Here is a 21064-nt window from a genome sequence, read left to right as displayed (position 1 = left end):
GGAATTTTATGAAAAAAATGCTTTTTTTTCTAATGTTTTTTTTGTTTTTAGGAAGCCTGGGCCTGGCTATGACCTGTCGCCCACCTGATTTACCGCCTCATCCCACTGCAGAGCAAATCATGCAACACTGGTTTGATATCAAATTCACCCGTTTTGTGAATGATGCGGTCTATAATGGGGTAAATTTAATCATGATAGATAAATCCGGCTATAAAAGGGAAAAGAAGGCGGTCAGAAAAAGAATTATTATGCATGGTAAAAATGGATTTGACTATAAGGACCTCATTGCCATTACTTATCCTGAATACAGCAAAGGGCTGGCGGTCTTAAATTGGGCCTATATGGATATAAACAAACAGAATGATATCTGGATCTGGCTCCCTTCTATGAAAAAGATAAGAAAGGTCTCGCAAGCCGAAGGAGACGATTCTTTTATGGGCACAGAATTCACGGTAGAAGAAGTCACTACCAGAAGATATGGTTATGAGACATATGAATTGTTAGGAGAAGAAATATTCAAAGGCTATAAGGCCCATTACAACAAAAAAATTTATTATGCCAATACCCCCTGCTACAAAATCAAGGCCGTGCCCAAAAAAAACCCGTGGTATTACACCCATCGCATTGTCTGGATAGATAAAAATACAGGGATTGATATTTATGAAGAGTATTATGACAAGAAAGGCAGGAAATTTAAAGAAATCTTTCACTATTTTGATACTCCTAAAGAAGGTTGCTGGTGGGCCAGGATATGGGAGGTCTATAACTTTCGCACCGGACATTCTGATACACTCCTTATTGAACCTGGGTGTTACAATTCAGGTTTAAAGGAAAGACATTTTTCACCGCGTATTTTAGAAAGACAGGAATGGTAAAAAAACACAGGTAAAGGTAGAGAATTGTATAAGAGTTTTAAGGAAATGCCTATCTGGAAGAAAGCGATGGAAATTGCAGAAACTATCCATAAATCAACGGAAAAACTACCAAAAAAAGAGGATTACGGATTTACATCTCAGATAAGGAGTGCAGCACTTAGCATTTCTGCCAATATTGCAGAGGCATTTGGAAGAAGTCATACTTTAGACAAGATAAATTTCTATTACATAGCAAGAGGCTCATTAACTGAGACACAAAGCCATTTAGAATATGGAAAAAGAGTAGGTTATGTGGATGGAATAAGAGCAGAGGAGTTAGATAACAGTTTAAATCAGCTATACAATGACATAAATAAGGTAATTTTAGCTTTAAAAAATCTAGAAAAATGATTTTTCTTTACCTTAACCTTTACCTTTACCTTATATTTAAATTTAAAGAGGAGGGAAATCATGAGAAAATGGCTAATTGTTTTGTTGGTGGTTTTTTTACCAGGTTTAGGTCAGGCAACTATTTACCAAAAAGGTCCTGTCACCGTAGAGGGTTATATTAAGAGTGAGACTGGGGTTTATCCTGACTTTCATAAGTGGATTAAAATTATGAATATCGTTGACTTAAGAGGGCAATATAAACCAAGACCGTGGCTTTCATTTTATGGCCATATTTATAAATGGTGGGATTTTGCCTACAATCAGGAAGACGCATACGCACCTGCCCACCAGGCCATGTATACCAACCGAGAGACCTGGCAGGGTATATCCTGGGTAAGGGAAGTTTATGTGGACTTTTTTTCGGAGTATTTAGATATTAGGGCAGGAAAGCAATTAATAACCTGGGGGACAGCAGATGGTATAAGGGTCTTGGATAAATATGTAAACCCATTGGACTGGCGAGAATTTACCCTTAAACCCTGGAATGAAATAAAAATTCCCCTTTGGACATTAAAGATAGAGTTTCAACCTACAGTAAATGGAAGTCTTCAATTTTTATTAATCCCTGATTTTGAACCTGACTATTGGCCAGCCGTAGGGGCACCGTTTGCTATTGGCACCAGTAAAGAAGGAGCCAAGATGATGGATGCTTTATTGAATTTTAGCCGCACAGGCATGGCCGGAGTTCCTTTTGATTACCGGATAATTTCCCATGAAGGAAGACCTGGAGAAAAATGGGGAAATTCAAAATTTGGGGTAAGATGGCGGGATGTCTTGGGTAGTTTTGAATATACCTTAAATTATATTTATTCCTGGGAGACAGAATCACCTGAAAGGGTCACCACTGTAGATACCAGCACTATGGACCCCCAAAAATTTCAGGAACTAGCGATGCGTATGCATATGAGCCCTACGGAACTACAAAACTTTCTTCACTCTCAAGGGATTGCCCCTCCGGGGAGCACCTTTTACTTTACCAAAAAATATCACCGTATAAATGTCTGGGGAGGCACATTCTCAAAGACATTTGTAAGTGGATTTTTAAAAGGCCTGACTTTGAGGGGTGAATTTGCTTATGTAAGAAACGATTATAGGGCTTATCGCACCAAAGATGGCAAATTTAAATGGGCAAAGACAGATTGCTATAATTATGTGATTGGTTTGGATAAATACATTGTTACCAATTGGCTGGCCAGTTTTCAATTCATCCAATTAATTAATTCTAAAAAAGATATAGATGGACAACCATTTGTCTGGCCTTCAGGGGGAGCTATGGATAAGGTAGAAACTTTACTGACTTTAAGAGTTTCAACTGATTTCTTTCATGAAAGGCTTAAACCCAATATTTTAATAGTTTATGGTGATGATAATGATTGGAGGATAAGTCCTTCCTTCTATTTTGAGTGGGGAGACCACTGGACTACTACTGTAGGTGCCCACATCCTGGAAGGAAAGGAAAGCGGACTTCATGGTCAATTCAATGACAGTAAGGAGCTATATTTTGAAGTAAAATATAGTTTCTAGGAGTTGAAACATGGATTTTTATAATGTTCTCCAAAATACAGTAAAAAAATACCCCCAAAAAGATGCCCTTATTTTTGGTGAACACATAGATTCATTTGCACAGCTATTTATCAAAGTAAGAAAATTAATAGGGGCATTTCAGGCATTGGGGATGAAAAGGGGAGAAAAACTGGCCATTTGTTTGCCCAATTGTCCTGAATACATTTATGCCTATTTAGCAGCATTGTCTTTAGGTATAACCGTAGTGCCTTTGGACGCCTCATTTAAAAAAGAAGAAGTAAAAAATATCTTAAGGCATGCCGAAGTAAATTACCTTATATCGGAAAAAGATATAGAAGTTTCAGAAGTTAAAGTGATAAAAGATATAGACAATTTAATTAATTCAGCTAATGCTGTAGATGGACAAATACTTGATGAAAAGGCATTGGCTGTCCTTATTTACACCTCAGGCACCACCGGTAGCCCCAAGGCTGTGCCTTTTACTTATAAACACCTGGATTCTCCTGTAGCCACCCTGGGTTATTATGGTTATGATGAATGGTTAGAAAGAAATATTTGTTATGTGCCTTTTTCACATCTAGGGGGTCTAGTCTATCTTTTAATGACCGTTTATTTTGGAAGCACCTTGGTATTGGGAAAAAGGTTTATCCCTGGGGTATTTTTGAAAGAATTAGAAAAATATAAAATTACCGCTGTATGGTTGCCACCTTCTATTTTAGAGGCTTCTTTAAATACCAAGGAAATAAATGAGGTATCATTAAAGACTTTAAAGGCTATTGTCTATTTTGGTGCCCCTGCCCATCCCCGATTATTTAAAGAGATTGAAAGGAGATTCCCTCATATATATGGAGTTACTGGTTATGGATTAACAGAATCTGCTGCCCCAAATGTGTTATTTCCCAGAGATATGCCCAAAGAAAAAAGATATAAAAAAGGTATCGTAGGTAAACCAGCTCCCTGGGTAAAGGTAAAGATTGTAGATGATAAAGGTGATAAACTCCCGTGCAATAAAATAGGTGAAATATTGCTAAAAGGCTGGTTTGTTATGCCTGGCTATTATAAAGAGCCCGAATTGACTAAAGAGATAATAAAAGATGGCTGGCTTTATACAGGAGATTTGGGTTATTTAGATGAAGAAGGCTATCTTTATATTGCCGGTCGTAAAAAGGAGGTAATTATTGTGGGCGGGCTAAATGTCTATGCAACAGAAGTAGAGTTTGTGCTTTCTGAACATCCAAATATAAAGGAAGTAGCTGTAGTAGGAATACCTGATATTTTAAGGGGAGAAGTAGTTAAGGCAGTGGTGGTCTCAAGGGATGGTTTACAGACAACCCCTCAAGAAATTATAAATTTTTGTCGCAAGAAATTACCTGGCTATAAAGTCCCGCGAGTGGTTGAATTTAGGAGTGAACTACCAAAAACCCCAGTAGGTAAAATAAAAAAGACAGAATTGGTTTAAATTTTTTTAGGAAGTCATAAAATGGATGTTTATAAACAATTTTCTCAAATAGCCAAAGAAAAGGCAGCTAAACCTGCTTTTATTTTTAAAGAAGAAGTCATCACCTTTGCTCAGGCCTTAGAAAAAGTAAACCAGATAGGACATGCCTTGGAGCAGTTTGGTTTACAACCTGAGGAAAAACTGGCCATCTGGCTACCCAACTGTCCTGAATATATAATGGCCTATTTAGCTGCCTTTGGTTTGGGGGCCACGGTTATTCCCATAGATATCATGGCCACAAAGGATGAGGCAATTAAAATAATAAATCACGCAAAGGCCTCTATCCTTATAACGGACAATGAAACCGCTAAGATAAAAAAAGAAACCCCAAGTATCAAACACATTATGAGCAATTTAGAAAAATTGACCATAGATGACAAAACAGAGTTGCGTGGTATGGGCAATGAAGAGGATGTAGCCCTTATTATTTATACATCTGGCACCACGGGACAGCAAAAGGGAGTAATGCTAACTTACAAAAATCTTGAATTCCCTGTAAAGACTTTAGGCTATTTTGGCCTAAAAGATTTTAAAACCATACTTTGTGCCATTCCCTTCTCTCACGAAGCAGGTTCACTTCATACTTTATTTCAAGCCACTATGGGTAGCACCATAGTTATTATAGAAAGATTTATTCCTGGGAGATGTTTAAAATATATAGAAAAATACCAAGTTGAACTCATCTTTGCTCCTCCAGCTATTCTAGAAGCATTATTAAAAGTCACGGAAAAGGAAATAATATCTCTCAAATCGCTAAAATATGTCTGCCCATTTGGAGCTCCCTGTCATCCTAGGGTTTTTCAAGCATTTATGAAAAAATTCCCTCACATAAATGTGATCACCGGTTACGGTCTGACAGAATCCACTGCCCCAAATATAATCTTACCCTTGGATGCACCTATGGAGATAAGAGTTAAAAAGGGCATTTTGGGAAAACCTGCCCCTTGGGTAAAGGTAAAGATTGTGGATGACAGAGGCAATGAGCTTCCTCCTGGTGAAATAGGAGAAGTATTACTTAAAGGCCCTTTTGTGATGAAGGGCTATTATAATGAACCTCAATTAACAAAAGAAGTGATTAAAGATGGCTGGCTTTGTACAGGAGATTTGGGCTATCTAGACGAAGAAGGTTATCTTTATATTGCCGGCAGAAAAAAAGAGGTAATTATCACTGGAGGACTCACTGTATATGCTAATGAAGTAGAGTTTGTTATCTCTGAACATCCAAAAGTAAAAGAAGTAGCAGTAATAAGCACACCAGATAAACTAAGGGGAGAATTGATTAAGGCCATAATTACCTTAAAAGAACCATGTAGTCCTCAAGAGATACTTTCTTATTGCCGCCAGAAATTGGCCAGTTATAAATTGCCCAGGGTGATAGAGTTTAGACCAAAACTTCCCAAAACAAGTAGTGGTAAAATAAAAAAATCGGAGTTAATTTAAAATGAATATTTATGAAAGTTTACTCTATACAGCCAAAAACTATCCTGACAAACTAGCGCTTGTTTATAAAGGCCAGAAAGAGACATTCCCTGAGCTATTAAATAAGGTCCAAAGGCTTATGACTTCATTTCAAACATTGGGGATGAAAAAAGGAGAAAAGCTAGCTATTTACCTCCCCAATTGCCCACAATACATCTATGCCTATTTAGCTGCCCTTGGCCTTGGGGTTACAGTTGTGCCTTTAGACCCTTCAATAAAACAACATGAATTAAAAAATATCTTGGCCCATGCAGAAGTCAATTATCTTATAGCTAAAGAACTTTTTACCTTTGACCTGCCTTCTTTTAAAAAAACTATCACAGATATAGACAATCTGATAAATAACTCTCAAAGCGCGGTTCCAAGAGAGGAGTTGATAAAAGAAAAGGAACTGGCAATCATTATTTACACCTCTGGCACTACTGGAAGACCTAAGGCCATTCCTTTAACCTATCGACACTTGGATTCCCCTGTGGCTACTATGAAATATTTTGACCTGATTGAACCCTTTAAAGTGCTTATTTGCTATGTCCCTCTTTCCCATGCAGGGGGGCTTGTCTATCTTCTTATGCTTGCTTGTACAGGTAGCACCCTAGTCCTGGGAGAAAGGTTCACTCCAGGTCGTTTTCTAAAAGATATAGAGACTTATGGTGTTACTGCTTCCTGGGTACCTCCAACTATTTTAGAAGCGATGCTAAAGACAAGGGAGATAAATAAAGTAAGACTTGATTCTTTAAAACTTATTGTTTATTTTGGCGCTCCTGCCTCACCAAGGTTATTGAAAGAATTTGAAGAAAGATTTCCCCATGTGACAGGAATTACTGGCTGGGGCCTGACCGAATCGGCGGCCCCAAATGTCCTTTTACCCAAAAATGCCCCGCCTGAAAAACGGTTTAGGAAAGGAATTCTTGGTAAACCTGCTCCCTGGGTAGAGATAAAGATTGTAGATGATAAAGGTGATGAACTACCTTGCAACGAAATAGGAGAAATATTGCTAAAAGGCTGGTTTGTTATGCCTGGTTATTACAAAGAGCCTGAATTGACTAAAGAGATAATAAAAGATGGCTGGCTTTATACAGGCGATTTAGGATATCTGGATGAAGAGGGCTATCTTTATATTACTGGTCGGAAAAAGGAAGTGATTATTACAGGTGGTATTAATGTCTACGCCAATGAAGTGGAGTTTGTGATTGCTGAACACCCAAAGGTAGCTGAGGTGGCCGTAGTAGGTGTGCAGGATGGATTAAGAGGAGAAGTAGTTAAGGCAGTGGTGGTTTCAAAAAATGGCTTACAAATAAGCCCTCAAGAAATTATTCACTTTTGCCGCAAGAAATTATCTGGCTATAAAGTTCCACGGGTGATTGAATTTAGAAATGAATTGCCCAAAACTCCTTTAGGCAAGATTAAAAAGACAGAATTAATAAATGGGTGAAATGGGATATCAGAATCTTAAAATGACAAATGACAAAGCTCAAATGTCAAATCAAGCCATTTGGCATTTGGATTTTGAAATTTGGATTTTTTTAAATTGCTTATGGCCTGACTTTGACGTAGCCCTGCCCATTCCTAATACTTATGAAGATGTAGCCATAATCATGGGGAATAAATGATATTGACCTTGATACTTATAGCTGCATTTATAGCTTTTTTGGCTATTATCTTTATCCCTATTGTCCTAAAAAAATCTGCACCTATTTTTGTCTATGTTATGTGTCTTGTCTGGTTAGGTATATTTTTCTTGGGACTGAAACAATTAAGATATGCCTTAATTTGTGGAATAATCTTTGGAAGTCTGGTATCCATTTTTGCTGCCATAGCCTTAATAAAAGGGTTGAATCCCTTTGCCCAAAAGGGCTTGCCAGTATGTCCATTTTGTGTCTTAGGAATGATAATAAGTCTAGCTATAGTTTTTTTCTCGTTTAGAGAAATACTAAGATAAAAGCATTCTTTGCTCCACTGCGGCAGGTAAGCTTTGTCGTTATATGCAAATTGAATACAACAACTGAGGTAAAATGGATTATCTGATAGGAAATTTAGGGTCAAACCTACAATTCATCTATGAAAAAGTTGTGCAACCCCTTTTATATCATACTGTGCGTAAGGTCAGTTACTATATTTGACCGTTTTTTTAAAGTTATTACGGATTTGAGGAGCTTACCTTACCTTTCTTTTCGGAAAGCTTCTGAAAATTCTGGGGAAAGTCCAAGTAACTTATCCCTTGACCTCCTTGTTTTTCTATTTTATTTTTAGATTTTGGTGAAAGAAGAACTCAAAGATTTAGAAGAAAAAATAGGATATAATTTTAAAAATCAGGTTATTTTAAAACAGGCCTTGACTCATTCTTCATATGCATCCGAAAACCAAGTTGAAAGTAATCAAAGATTGGAGTTTCTCGGTGATGCTGTGCTAGAGCTAGCTGTCAGGAATTATCTTTTTTATGAGTATCCTCATCTAAAAGAAGGTGAGCTTAGCAAATTAAAGGCCTGTTTAGTAGAGGAAACCACTTTGGCAAAAGTAGCTAAGTCTCTTTGTCTAGGTGATTTTTTGCGTTTAGGAAAAGGAGAAAGACAATCAGGAGGCAACAAAAAGGGGACTATTTTGGCAGATACTTTAGAAGCTTTGATAGGAGCAATTTATCTTGATAGTGATTTCCTTACAGTTTGTGGGGTTATTAGAAACTGGTTTGAACCTTGGTTAAAAAAGTTGTCTCCTGAAAATACATCAGATTTTAAAACTAGATTGCAAATACTTCTTCAGAAACAATGTCATATTCTTCCTGCTTACCGTGTTTTAAATATTATAGGGCCTGACCATGCCAAGCAATTTACTATAGGTGTATTTATTAATGGTAAATTGTGGGGAAAAGGAGTAGGAAGGTCCAGAAAAAGGGCAGAGCAAGAGGCGGCTAAACAAGCGCTTAATCGATTAAAATAGGAGATGTATAAATTATGCTTATATCCAAGCCTTACATTATTCCTATTTTTATTCCTCAACTAGGTTGTCTACACCGGTGTGTGTATTGCCATCAACCCACTATTACCGGAGTAAAGCCTCATTTAGATTTGAAACAAATTAAAAATCAGATTGAATTTTTTCTTTTGCGTAAAAGACATCCCAAGCGTAAACATATTCAGATTGCCTTTTATGGAGGAAGTTTTACTGCTCTAAATCCTAAGTGGCGGAAAAAACTATTAACTTTGGCCTTTCAATATGTCCAAACGGGTCAGGTTCACAGTATTCGTCTTTCTACTAGACCAGATGCCATCAATAAAATAGTGCTAACTGAGTTAAAAACTTATGGAGTAAAAACTATTGAGTTAGGTGTTCAGTCCCTTGATAATAAAGTATTAGATGTTTGCCAACGGGGACACGATGCAGAGGCTGTTTATAAGGCAACGGATTTAATAAAAATCCATGGCTTTCAATTGGGCTGGCAGCTTATGCCAGGATTGCCTGAAGAATCAGCAGAAAGTCGTAAAAAAACCATTGATGGGATACTCAAATGGAGGCCTGATTTTATTAGAATTTATCCTACCTTAGTAATAAAAGATACTATTTTAGCCAAGTGGTGGGAAGAAAAAAAATACCTTCCCCTCTCTTTAACTGAGGCAGTGAAGATTTGTAAAGAAATGGTGCTTATTTTTCAAAAGGCCAATATTCCTGTAATCCGGATAGGTCTTCAAACTAGTGAGAGTTTGTTGCAACCTGGCCACATCTTGGCCGGTCCGTGGCATCCTGCCTTTGGAGAACTGGTAAAATCGGCTATTATTTTAGAAAAGGTTAGGATTATTTTAGAACAATATTTCTCTAAAGCTAAAATAATAAATATTTTTGTTCATCCAACGAAAATTTCACAAGTTATGGGCCAAAGAAAGAAAAATTATCAAAAATTAAAAACATATTTCCCCCAAAAAAGGATTGCTATTTTTTCTGATTTAGAGTTAAAAAGAGAAGAAATAAAAATCGTTACTTTGGAGAAAAAGCCAATATGCTTAACATGGTAGTTTTTGGGGATGTTCATAATCAAATAAATTATATAGACAAGATTAAAGAACTCCCTTCTGCAGACTGGACAATCATTACTGGAGATCTAACTAACTGTGGAGGTAAAAAAGAGGCAGAAGAAATTATTAATTATATTAGATATTATAACACCCATATCTTAGCCCAGATAGGAAATATGGACTTTTTAGAAATAAATGATTATTTTGAAAATTTAGGAATAAATCTCCATGGACATGGATATAGACTTGAGGAGGAATTAGCAGTGTTTGGCGTAGGGGGCTCTACACCAACACCTTTTAATACACCCACTGAATATAGTGAGCAAGAAATAGCTGCCTTTTTATATACTGCTTATGAAGAAATAAAAAATGTTTCTCATAAAATTCTTGTTTCTCACACCCCTCCCTTTGGGACAAAAGTGGATATAGTAAGAAGGGGTGAGCATGTAGGAAGTAGGGTCATCCGGGAGTTCATTGAGAAGGAACAACCGGAATTGTGTTTAACAGGTCATATTCATGAGGCACGCAATATAGATAAAATTGGTAAAACCCTTATTTTAAATCCAGGCACAATTGCTCAGGGTTATATTTTAGTTGAATGGGATGGAATAGCATTAAATGCAACATTAGCTTCTTATAAATAATAATAATGAAAGGAGGATAGAGTTGAAGGCTGAAAAAATACGTAAAGGAAATAATATCTTACCAGCAAAAGGACGTTTAGGTGTGTTATTACCAGGATTAGCTGGGGCAGTAAGTAGCACTTTTATTGCGGGTGTGGAGGCTGTCAGAAGAGGTATGGCCTTGCCTATAGGCTCTTTGACTCAAATGGGCACTATTCGGCTGGGGAAAAGGACAGAGAAAAGAATACCCAAAATAAAAGAGTTTATTAATCTAGCTAATTTAGAAGACTTGGTGTTTGGAGGTTGGGATATTTATGAAGATAATCTTTATGAGGCATGTTTAAAGGCTAAAGTGCTAGAAAAAAATTTGGTGGAGGATTTAAAAGATTTTCTGTCTTCTATTAAACCCTACCCAGCAGTATTTAAACAAGAGTTTGTGCATAACTTACAGGCTAAATATTTTAAAAAAGAGACTAATTATCTGGACTTAATTGCTGCCCTTAAAGCAGATATTGAGGACTTCAAGCGAAAAAACAAACTAGAACGCTGTGTAATGGTATGGTGTGGAAGCACTGAGGCTTACATTACTCCCCAGGAGGTGCATCAATCACTGGAAAAATTTGAAGAGGCTCTGAGAAAAAACGACCCTAACATTTCACCTAGTATGCTTTATGCCTATGCAGCTATAGATAGCGGAATCTCCTTTGTCAATGGGGCCCCAAATCTTACCGTAGATATTCCTGCGTTGGTAGAAATGGCAGAAAATCGGGAAGTGCCTATTGCTGGAAAGGATTTTAAAACAGGACAGACACTGTTAAAAACCATTATTGCCCCCGGAATTAAAGCAAGGTTATTGGGATTAAAAGGTTGGTTTTCTACTAATATTTTAGGTAATAGAGATGGTTTAGTTCTGGACGATGAAGCTTCTTATAAGACTAAACGGGTAAGTAAACTTTCTGTTTTAGAATATATTCTCCAACCCCATGTTTATCCTGAACTTTATAAGGACGTTTACCACAAAGTCAGGATTAACTATTATCCTCCTAGGGGAGACAATAAAGAGGCCTGGGATTGCATAGACATCTTTGGTTGGCTAGGATATGAAATGCAAATTAAAGTCAATTTTTTGTGCCGTGATAGCATTCTGGCTGCACCTGTAGTTTTAGATTTGGCTTTATTTTCAGATTTTGCTCAACGCGCAGGCCTTTATGGGGTGCAAGAATGGCTCTCTTTTTATTTTAAGAGCCCCATGTGCAAAGAAGAGCTGTATCCCGAACACGACCTATTTATTCAGTTGATGAAGTTAAAAAATACCTTAAGATTTTTGATGGAAGAAGAACAAATTACTCATTGGGGCTTGGATTATTACATGGAATAGGGGCCAAAAACAGTAGTAACTTTAAAAGAAAACCCACCCGCCTCCCGTCGGGCAGGGGCAGACAGGCAAATATAGCAACTTACCTTACGCACATTATAAAAAATCATTTTTTAAGGGTTGCGGTCAAAAAACTGACCGCAACCATACAAATATTTAGGGTTGGCGAGAAAGAAAAAACTTTTTCTTTCAATACTCAACCTCAAAAATCAATTGCGGATTTTAAAAGGGGCTAGACTTGACCCTCCTCCTTACTGCGATATACTAGTTAGTAAAGAATATGGAGGAAAATATGGAAAAAGTTAAATTGACAATCGTTGGGGCAGGCCCGGCTGGGATAGCCACTGCGGTTGAGGCCAAAGAAGCAGGTTTAAATGAGATAGTTATTTTAGAAAAAACAGACCATATCTGTGATACTATGGTTCGGCTTTACCATGAAGGTAAAAGAGTGGACCCATTTTTCATGAAGGTCAAAGTGAAACCCATAGGGAAACTTTCTATTGATACCATGTCTAGAGAACAATTTTTAGATTTTATGAAAGAAGTGGTAGAAAAATATAGTTTGGATATTAGATTTAGGCATGAAGTAAATAAAATAAAGAAAAAAAATGATTGTTTTGAAATCCATGCTGGTAAAGAGGCCATTTTTGAGGCCCCTATTGTAGTGGTAGCTATTGGTATTTTCGGGCGACCAGTTAAACCAGGATATAAAATTCCTAAAGCAATTTCTGACAAAGTATTTTTTGGTATACCTGCCAAACCTCTGGAAAACAAAAAAATTTTAGTGGTAGGAGGTGGAAATACTGCTGCGGAGGCAGCTTGTTTTTTATGTGAGAAAAATGAAGTTTTTTTGTCTTATCGGAGACCTAAATTTTTTAGGCTCAATCCAATCAACCTTTGTGCCATAGAAGATAAGTGTAAGCAAGGCAGCATCAAATTGATGATGAATACTGACATTGAAGGCCTTGAGCCCCAAGATGATCAGGTATGTGTTCATTTCAAAGACGGCCAAAAGATGTATTTTGATGCCATAGATTACTGTCTAGGTGGCTCAAGCCCTCAAGCCTTCCTCCGCTCCATAGGAGTTGAAGTAGAAGGGAAAAAACCCAAGGTTTCAGAAGATGGTGAAACCAATGTTAAAGGCCTTTTTTTGGTGGGAGATTTAGTAGTTAAAAAAGGCACTATTATGGGGGCATTTAATTCAGCCAAAAGGACGGTAGATGGGATTCTAAAGAAATATGGAGATAGATATGCTTTACTCACGTAGAGCGTTTTTAAAGCAAACTGTATGTATTTTTGCTTCTTTTGGTTTCTCTTTTATACCAAGTTGGGCAGGAAGCATAAATCTTAAACAAGGTCTTATTAAAACCAAACGCTCTCCCTATTTTAAAAAACTCAATAATAAAAGCATTATGTGCACCCTATGCCCTAAACACTGTGTGGTAGCTGATGGACAAAGGGGCTATTGTGAGGTAAGAGAAAATAGAGAGGGTATTTATTATAGTTTGGTTTATGGTAATCCCTGTGCAGTTCACATTGACCCCATTGAGAAAAAACCATTTTTTCATGTCTTACCCGGGAGCGGTGTGTTTTCTATAGCTACTGCGGGATGTAATCTTGATTGCAAATTCTGCCAGAACTGGGAGATTTCTCAAGCCAAACCAGAAGAGACTTTAAATTATGACCTTCCCCCATCAAAAGTAGTTGCCTTAGCCAAGGAATACAATTGTTCTGCTATTGCTTCTACTTATGTAGAACCAACCATTTTTTATGAATATATGTATGATATTGGCCGAATAACTGCCAAAGAAAATATTTTAAACACCTGTCACTCTAATGGTTATATCAATCCTGAACCCCTTAAAGCACTATGTAAATATTTAGATGCAGCTTGTATTGACCTTAAGGCCTTCAGTGAAAAATTTTATCAACAAGAGACCGAAGGAAACTTAGCACCAGTATTGAATACTTTGAAGATTTTAAAGGAACAAGGTGTTCATATAGAAATTGTTAATCTAGTTATTCCTACTAAAAATGACAATATGAAGATAATCAGAGAGATGGTAGAATGGATAAAAGAGACTTTAGGTTCTTACATCCCTCTTCATTTTAGCCGTTTTTATCCCCGATATAAACTAAAAAATCTCCCTCCCACGCCTGTCCAAACCTTGGAGCAAGCTAGAGATTTGGCCTTAAAAGCAGGATTAAAATATGTTTATATTGGTAATGTCCCTGGACATCCTGGTGAAAATACCTATTGTCCTCACTGCCACAAGCTTATTGTCAGAAGACTGGGTTATTATATTGAAGCCATTTATATCAAAAAAGGACGATGTGGTTATTGTGGCTTCCCTATTTATGGTGTTTGGTCAACAAAAAACAGTAACACAAAGGCTAACAGGTTCAATACTGCCAGCAAAATTAAAGTGGCAGGGATACCCAAAAGAGGTAAAAATACTAGGCTGGTTAAAATGGCTCCCAAGGCTGAACCCAACAAATCAGTGCTGTAAAGAGTAGCTGCTGTTTCTTTTATAGTTTTTCCTAAATTTCGGTATGTTTCACTGGCAGTGAGAAATTGCATTCCCCCTAATGTTCCTGTACATCCCAAAAATAATGGAAACAATAAATTAAATAAAGGGGTATAATGGAGTATTAGATTATATTTATAAAGTGCATAAATTATTCCTAGCCAAAGAAAGCAAACAAGGGTTAATCCTACCTGAAGAAAAAAAAGCCATTTTATAAATGGCTGGAAGGAGTATTTATGAAATATTAGACTTCCTATAGCCAGCCCTATCATAAATGCCGTAATAAGCCCTGCCAGCTCATGATAGACATAGCCATAAAATACTTGAAAACTGATTAAAACTATCACTTCTAAGCTAATTTCAGTGAAGCCTGTGGTAGCTACCGCATTTAATAAAGGCAAAGTGTTAAATCGCCTCCTAAGACAGAATAGAAATAGGCTGAATATGCCCATAGCCCCTAAGCAATGAGATAGCTTTAGAGAATGTAATTTTAAAACCATTCCTCTTAAAGCAGGAAAATAAGTAGTGCTCCACAACACTAAACTATAAAAATAACATCGTGGCTTTAAGTCAGTATTTAAGTCTACCTGTTTTTTCTTCTCTAAAACAGAACGAAAATAAGCTAACTTAAAAGGAGAAAGGTCTGCTTGAAGATAATAGTCTTGCACATATTTAACTTTGATACTTCTTTTTTTAAGCCTTCTTATTAAGATATCTATTTTCTCAGTTAGTGTATTTTTAGTAGGACTGGCAAAAAAATAAGCAGTATCTCCTGGGAAGCCCACCACATCTGGAAATACATTTTTAATAGTAAAATAAACACTCCTTAAGAATTCACCTAAGGCCATCCCAATAATGTCTGGAGCAGAAGAGACTCCCAGACAAAATACCCCTTTTTTATCTAGAATATCCTTTATTTCTCTAAAAAACTCTTGGGTATAAAAACGGTTTAACTGGGCAGTGAGTGGATCAGGCAGACATAGAATAATGACATCATATTTTTCTTGGGCCTTTTTAATAAAAAGACGCCCATCCTGATAAATCAATTTTACTCTTTTGTCTTTTAAGACATAGCTTATTTCTTTAGGTAAATACCTTGAACCTAGTTTAATTAAAGTAGGGTCTAGTTCTACATATACCACCTTTTTTACTGAGGGATGTTTGAGAATTTCATTTAAGCTCCCAGAAATTCCTCCACCAATAAGTAATACCCGCTGGGGCTTAGGGTGTTGTAAAAGGGCAAAATGAACAGAATACTCAATAGTAGGCAAATCAGGGTAAGTAAAGGTATAAAGACCGCTTTCATAGAGGATAATTTGATTAGGATTTTTTAAAAATGTTAATTGTCCATATATAGTATCTTGGGCAGTAAGCACTTTATAAGGTTTCCATTGCCAATTTCTACTCTTTTTTTCCAACACTTTCCAATTTATGGCAGCAACTAAAAGAATAATCATAATTAAAAAGTTTATTATTTTTAAAGTCCTTTGTTTGATCCACTTCCCCTGAAAGTTACCATAAATAACTATTAAAAGAGAAAGATAAAGACTAATTTGAAGAGATTGAAAATAAGGACACAAAATAAAGTAAAAAACAAGTCCTCCCAAGCCTGCCCCTATAGCTTCTCCCAGATAAACTTTGGTAATCACTCTTTCCTCTTCAATTAAAAACCTAGTTAAGCATTCACACCCAAGGGTAAACAATCCTCCTGTTAAAAGGGCATAAGGTAGAATTAGAGGAAAGGTTAAGGTTAGGATAGCAGGAATAGAAGGAATTTCCCCTATTCCTATGATAGGTTTTGTCAGGCGAATGAGGATTATAGATATAGGCAATATGAGGGAAAGAAAGGAAAAAGAAAGCAAAAAATAACTTAACTCAATTTTTCTTAACCATTTTACCAACATGCTACCTAATCCTGTTCCTATTAACCAACTAGCTAAAGCAATGCCCAGAGTAATTTCTGTCCCAGAAAAAAGAACCATTAATTCCCGCAAAAATAGAATTTGCCCCAGAGTGGCTGCCAGACCAAGTAGGATAAAGGCACTAAACATGTTTAGAGCATATCTAAAATCTAATATAGAGGCAAGGGAATGATTTGTTTACTTTCTATACCCTTGAAGTATAGCTAATTAATGTGTTAAAATGAAAATATGGCACATCAAACAATTCTTATAGTTGATGATGAGGATTATATTTGTCAACTTTTGGAAGAGCACCTGAAAGATGAATATATTATCATTAAGGCTAGTAATGGGCAGGAGGCCTTTGAAAAAATGCAACTCGTCCTTCCTGACCTAATTATCTTGGATATTAACATGCCTGTAATGGATGGAATTACCTTTTTACAGAAGTTTTCCACAATGCCTCAAAAAAATCGTGTTCCTGTTGCTGTCTTGACTGCCTATTCTGAAAGAAAAACTCGGTTAAAGGCCCTTTCTTTAGGCTGTCAAGACTTCCTCAATAAACCTATAGACCTTGTTGAGTTACAATTACGAGTGAGAAATATTTTGGAATTAAAAACTTACAGAGATGAACTAGAAAAGTTAGTAGAAAAGAGAACACAAGCCTTACATAAAGCCTATGAAGAACTTAAGCTCACTCAATTAGAAATTGTGAGGAGATTAGGTAAGGCAGCAGAATTTAGGGATGATGAGACAGGCGACCATATTATGAGAACCAGTAAGTATGTCTATATTATAGCTAAAAAATTGGGACTTTCTGCCAAGCAGTGTGAACTTCTATCCCATGCATCACCAATGCACGATATTGGTAAGATTGGAATTCCTGATAGCATCTTGCTCAAACCAGGCAAGCTTACTCCAGAGGAATTTGAGATTATAAAACTTCATACTCTTATTGGTGCTGAAATCTTGGCTGGAACAGATTTACCTTTATTGAAGTTAGCTAGTGAGATTGCCCTCACACATCATGAAAGATGGGATGGTACCGGCTATCCTTCAGGTCTAAAAGGAGAAGAAATCCCACTTTCAGGCAGGATTATGGCCTTAGCAGATACCTTTGATTCTTTAATTAACCCTAGAATATACAAAAAAGAATGGGAGTTAGAAAGGGCCAAAACCCATATAAAAAACGAAAGGGGAAAACACTTTGACCCTAAAGTGGTAGATGCCTTTTTTGCTGGGCTAGATGAAATTATTGCTGTTAGAGACCAGTGGAAAGGAGAAGAACAACCCAAACTTATGGAGCTGATGGAAAAGGTAAAGAAGCTCAAGCGACAAAGCGCCCTTTGATGAAGTCTCAGTTTGGTGGGTTGGTTAAACTCGGTCAAGTCCCAAATTTCCTGTAAAATTGGATAAAATTCCAACCTGCCTGCCTGACGGCAGGCGGGCGGCAAGCACTCCTTATAACCTTTGGTGTTGGTTGTTTCACCTTTTAGGTTAACTTCACTAACCTATTTAAAAACTAGAATTGGTTGAAAGGAATAAAATGTCTTAATATGGAAACTTTAACATGGCCACCCTTTTTACAGAAATTATAAGACATCACCTTTTCCTCTAGCAAATTCTTTAAAATAAAAACTATTTAAATTTACTCTACGGTCACGCTTTTGGCTAGGTTTCTGGGTTGGTCAACATCTGTTCCCTTAAATACAGCCATATAATAAGCAAAGAGTTGAAGAGGGATAGTAAACAAAATGGTTTTTAAAAATGGGTTTGAACTGGGGATATAAATTACTTCATTTGCCTTTTCTCCTATCTCTTTACAATTCTTTTCTGTCAAGGCAATGAGTTTCCCTTGGCGACAAATCACTTCTTCTATGTTGCTAAGCATTTTAGGATAGGTTTCTCCCTTTGGCACTAAGGCTACTACTGGCATATTTTCGTCTATTAGAGCAATAGGGCCATGCTTCATTTCTCCGGCTGCATAAGCTTCAGCATGAATGTAAGAAATTTCTTTCAATTTTAATGCCCCTTCCATAGCAATAGGGTAATAAATTCCTCGACCCAGGTATAAAAAATTATGGGCATTACCATATTGGGGGGCTAATTTTTCAACAACCTCTGCTCCCTTTAAAATAATTTCTATTTGATGTGGAAGCCTAAGCATGTCTTCTAAAAATGTTCTGATTTCGGTCAACTTTCCATTGAGTTTAGCAAAATACAAACTAAGCAGATAAAGTATAGCTAACTGGGTGGTAAATGCCTTAGTTGAAGCCACACCAATTTCTGGCCCAGCATGAGTATAAATCACATAATCGCATTCCCTAGGCAAAGTGGAGCCCAAGACATTACAAATACCTAAAGTCTTGGCTCCTCTTTTTTTACCTTCCCTCAGAGCAGCTAATGTATCTGCGGTTTCACCTGATTGAGAAATCACTACCAACAGCATTTTTTGATTAATAAGTGGCTCACGATAACGAAACTCTGAAGCTAAATCCACTTCTACTGGAACCAAGGCCATTTTTTCTATCATATATTTTCCTACTAAACTCGCATGGTAGGAAGTACCACAAGCAACTATCCATATTTTTTCTATTTTTTTAAAGGCCTTTTTTGTCAATGGGAATTCTTCAAATACCAGTTTATCTCTATCCAAATCAATGTGTCCTCTGACAGTATCTGTAATTGCTCTAGGTTGTTCAAAAATCTCCTTTTGCATGAAATGTTTATACCCACCCTTCTCGGCCATTACCGGAGACCAAGGTAGTTCTTTGATATGAAAAGGAAGCTGATTTCCTTGAAAATCTCTTATTTCTACCTTATCCTTATATAAGATAGCTATTTCACCATCATTTAAAAAAATAACCTTTTTGGTATATGGCAAAATAGCAGGGACATCAGAAGCCAAAACATTTTCATTCTCAGCCAATCCAACAATCAATGGACTTTCACATCTAACTCCAATTAGTTTATCTGGCTCCTTTGTGCATAACATAGCTAAAGCAAAACTTCCTTTTAATTGGGAAATAGCCTTATACACTGCCTTAACAAAATCATTGGTTTCTTTTAAAGAAAAGGCCACTAAATGGGCAATTACCTCGGTGTCTGTTTGAGAGAGGAATTTTGCCCCCTTTTTTTGTAATTTGTTTTTTAAGAGAGAGTAATTTTCAATAATTCCATTATGGACTAGGGCAATATTATCTACTACATGAGGGTGGGCATTTGCCTCAGAGGGGATACCATGGGTGGCCCAGCGGGTATGCCCAATGCCAATACTGCCAGTTAAAGGCTCTCTTTTTAACAATTCTTCTAAAACAACCAGTTTTCCTTGAACCCGATGACAAAATATTTGACCATTTTGAATAATGGCTATCCCTGCTGAATCATATCCTCTGTATTCCAGACCTCTTAAGGCATTTAATAAAAGAGTAGAACAATTTCTTTGGCCAATATAACCGACAATTCCACACATTATTTCTTTCTTCTGGGTTTATGCACTTGTTTACCTCTGGCAATGGCTAAAGTATCCGCTGGAACATCTTCGGTAATTACGGAGCCTGCCCCAATTAAAGCATTTTTCCCTATCTTTACTGGAGCTACCAGAGCGGTGTTACTACCAATAAAGGCCCTATCTTCAATAGTAGTTTTATGTTTCCTTTTGCCATCGTAATTGCAAGTAATAGTCCCTGCTCCAATATTGACTTCTGCCCCCACTTGAGTATCACCTAAATAAGTGAGGTGTGAAGCCTTACTTCCAGCACCTACATAACTCTTTTTAACCTCTACAAAATTCCCAATTCTTGCTCCAGAACTAATATGGGATAATGGTCTGAGGTGAGCAAAAGGACCAATAGTAGCCTTGGTTTCTATCTGACTTTCGGTAATCACACAATAGGGTTTTATTATTACCTCATCGGCAATCATACTATTGTCTATTACCGTTCCAGTGCCAATAAAACAATTTTTACCAATCTTTGTTTGCCCCTTAAGGTGGACTCCTGACTCTATCACAGTATCACTGCCTATGTCTACATCTGGCTCAATATAGGTATTTTCTGGAGCTATAATGGTAACTCCATCCCGCATGAGTTTTTCCAAAATCCTATGTTGCAGAATCCTTGCACACAGAGCCAATTCCCACCTATTATTTACTCCCTGAACCTGTTCTAAATCAACTGTTTTAGTAGATATGTTTTTATGGTAGGAAACGCCCAGATTGATAAGGTCAGTAATATAATACTCTCCTTTTTTCACACTGGGTTTTAACAAAGGCAAAAATTCTTCTAAAAATTTGGTCTTAAAACAATATATACCTGCGTTAATTTCACATTGATGGTAGACTTTCTTTCTTTCTGCAACCTCCACTATTCCTTTAACTTTCTTTGCTTTGTTTCTAATGACTACTCCATATTGGGTTTCGCCTTTTATTAGGGCAGTGATAAAAGTTACATCTGATTTCTTTTCTTGGTGCAAGTTTATTAAATCTATAATTATCTCTGTTTGAATCAAAGGTAAGTCTCCGTTTAATACCAACACATTTTCTGCCTTTTCCCAAAATGGCTGTGCACACATTATTGCGTGCCCTGTGCCCATGGGTTGAGGTTGTAAAATAAAATCTATATCTGGCGCTGCAATCGCTGCCTGGACTTCTTGGGCCTTGTATCCGATGATAACTCCTATTTTAGGAGAAATCTTGGCTGCCCTTAAGGCATTTAAAACATAGATGACCATAGGTTTACCTAAAAGGGAATGTAACACCTTAGGAAATGCTGATTTCATTCTAGTGCCTTTACCTGCTGCCAATACCAGGGGGACAAACTCTAACATA

At 36.9% G+C, this 21064-nt stretch carries 17 protein-coding genes and 1 pseudogene; 15 read left to right on the top strand and 3 right to left on the bottom strand.

Going from position 1 to position 21064, the window contains the following annotated elements:
* The first annotated feature begins 8 nt into the window (after positions 1 to 8).
* The 14 genes from HS1_RS09705 to amrS all read left to right on the top strand — a co-directional run bounded on the left by HS1_RS09705 (position 9) and on the right by amrS (position 14317).
* Positions 9 to 875 (top strand): outer membrane lipoprotein-sorting protein, encoded by an 867-nt coding sequence (locus HS1_RS09705; RefSeq protein WP_066064619.1) that lies wholly within the window; start codon positions 9 to 11, stop codon positions 873 to 875.
* Between the two features lie 45 nt (positions 876 to 920).
* Positions 921 to 1265, top strand: a complete 345-nt coding sequence (locus HS1_RS09700) for a four helix bundle protein (protein WP_281178296.1) — start codon at positions 921 to 923, stop codon at positions 1263 to 1265.
* Between the two features lie 60 nt (positions 1266 to 1325).
* Entirely contained in the window at positions 1326 to 2828 is a 1503-nt protein-coding gene (locus HS1_RS09695; RefSeq protein WP_066064613.1) for a DUF1302 family protein, read from the top strand.
* A gap of 10 nt (positions 2829 to 2838) precedes the next feature.
* Complete coding sequence (locus tag HS1_RS09690; protein WP_066064610.1) at positions 2839 to 4287, top strand: class I adenylate-forming enzyme family protein; 1449 nt, start codon at positions 2839 to 2841, stop codon at positions 4285 to 4287.
* 21 nt (positions 4288 to 4308) lie between these two features.
* Positions 4309 to 5766, top strand: coding sequence for a class I adenylate-forming enzyme family protein (locus HS1_RS09685; protein WP_066064607.1), 1458 nt, complete (start codon positions 4309 to 4311; stop codon positions 5764 to 5766).
* Position 5767: 1 nt separating this feature from the next.
* Positions 5768 to 7237, top strand: a complete 1470-nt coding sequence (locus tag HS1_RS09680; protein ID WP_066064604.1) for a class I adenylate-forming enzyme family protein — start codon at positions 5768 to 5770, stop codon at positions 7235 to 7237.
* A 22-nt stretch (positions 7238 to 7259) separates the two neighbouring features.
* Positions 7260 to 7415 carry a hypothetical protein gene (locus HS1_RS13450; protein ID WP_216638262.1) on the top strand — a complete coding sequence of 52 codons (156 nt, stop codon included), beginning with the start codon at positions 7260 to 7262 and terminating at the stop codon, positions 7413 to 7415.
* Positions 7412 to 7744: a hypothetical protein gene (locus HS1_RS09670; RefSeq protein ID WP_066064598.1), complete on the top strand. Its 333-nt coding sequence runs from the start codon at positions 7412 to 7414 to the stop codon at positions 7742 to 7744. The genes HS1_RS13450 and HS1_RS09670 overlap by 4 nt, the downstream gene beginning before the upstream one ends.
* A gap of 317 nt (positions 7745 to 8061) precedes the next feature.
* Positions 8062 to 8739, top strand: coding sequence for a ribonuclease III (rnc, locus tag HS1_RS09665; RefSeq protein WP_172793675.1), 678 nt, complete (start codon positions 8062 to 8064; stop codon positions 8737 to 8739).
* Between the two features lie 14 nt (positions 8740 to 8753).
* Positions 8754 to 9809, top strand: coding sequence for an elongator complex protein 3 (locus tag HS1_RS09660; protein WP_066064592.1), 1056 nt, complete (start codon positions 8754 to 8756; stop codon positions 9807 to 9809).
* Positions 9794 to 10453, top strand: a complete 660-nt coding sequence (locus tag HS1_RS09655; RefSeq protein ID WP_066064589.1) for a metallophosphoesterase — start codon at positions 9794 to 9796, stop codon at positions 10451 to 10453. Before HS1_RS09660 ends, HS1_RS09655 begins: the two co-directional genes overlap by 16 nt.
* A gap of 22 nt (positions 10454 to 10475) precedes the next feature.
* Positions 10476 to 11810 carry an inositol-3-phosphate synthase gene (locus HS1_RS09650; protein WP_245669963.1) on the top strand — a complete coding sequence of 445 codons (1335 nt, stop codon included), beginning with the start codon at positions 10476 to 10478 and terminating at the stop codon, positions 11808 to 11810.
* A gap of 289 nt (positions 11811 to 12099) precedes the next feature.
* Complete coding sequence (locus HS1_RS09640; RefSeq protein WP_066064582.1) at positions 12100 to 13074, top strand: NAD(P)-binding domain-containing protein; 975 nt, start codon at positions 12100 to 12102, stop codon at positions 13072 to 13074.
* Positions 13058 to 14317, top strand: coding sequence for an AmmeMemoRadiSam system radical SAM enzyme (amrS, locus tag HS1_RS12890; RefSeq protein WP_245669962.1), 1260 nt, complete (start codon positions 13058 to 13060; stop codon positions 14315 to 14317). The genes HS1_RS09640 and amrS overlap by 17 nt, the downstream gene beginning before the upstream one ends.
* Positions 14318 to 15132: 815 nt before the next feature.
* On the opposite strand, the pseudogene HS1_RS14060 reads toward amrS, so the two are convergent.
* Positions 15133 to 16317, bottom strand: a pseudogene (locus HS1_RS14060) (spermidine synthase); the annotation flags it as partial.
* Between the two features lie 168 nt (positions 16318 to 16485).
* Between HS1_RS14060 and HS1_RS09630 the strand changes: the two are divergent.
* Positions 16486 to 17586 (top strand): HD-GYP domain-containing protein, encoded by a 1101-nt coding sequence (locus tag HS1_RS09630; protein ID WP_066064575.1) that lies wholly within the window; start codon positions 16486 to 16488, stop codon positions 17584 to 17586.
* 298 nt (positions 17587 to 17884) lie between these two features.
* Here HS1_RS09630 and glmS read toward each other — a convergent pair whose 3' ends face one another.
* Both glmS and glmU read right to left on the bottom strand, forming a co-directional pair.
* Positions 17885 to 19708 (bottom strand): glutamine--fructose-6-phosphate transaminase (isomerizing), encoded by a 1824-nt coding sequence (glmS, locus tag HS1_RS09625; protein ID WP_066064572.1) that lies wholly within the window; start codon positions 19706 to 19708, stop codon positions 17885 to 17887.
* Positions 19708 to 21063, bottom strand: a complete 1356-nt coding sequence (gene glmU, locus HS1_RS09620) for a bifunctional UDP-N-acetylglucosamine diphosphorylase/glucosamine-1-phosphate N-acetyltransferase GlmU (protein WP_156469445.1) — start codon at positions 21061 to 21063, stop codon at positions 19708 to 19710. The genes glmS and glmU overlap by 1 nt, the downstream gene beginning before the upstream one ends.
* Between the last annotated feature and the right edge of the window lies 1 nt (position 21064).

Source organism: Candidatus Desulfofervidus auxilii (assembly GCF_001577525.1).
Classification (GTDB): domain Bacteria; phylum Desulfobacterota; class Desulfofervidia; order Desulfofervidales; family Desulfofervidaceae; genus Desulfofervidus; species Desulfofervidus auxilii.
Note: the sequence above shows the minus strand (reverse complement) of the source record. Positions and strands in the feature narration are given on the sequence as shown.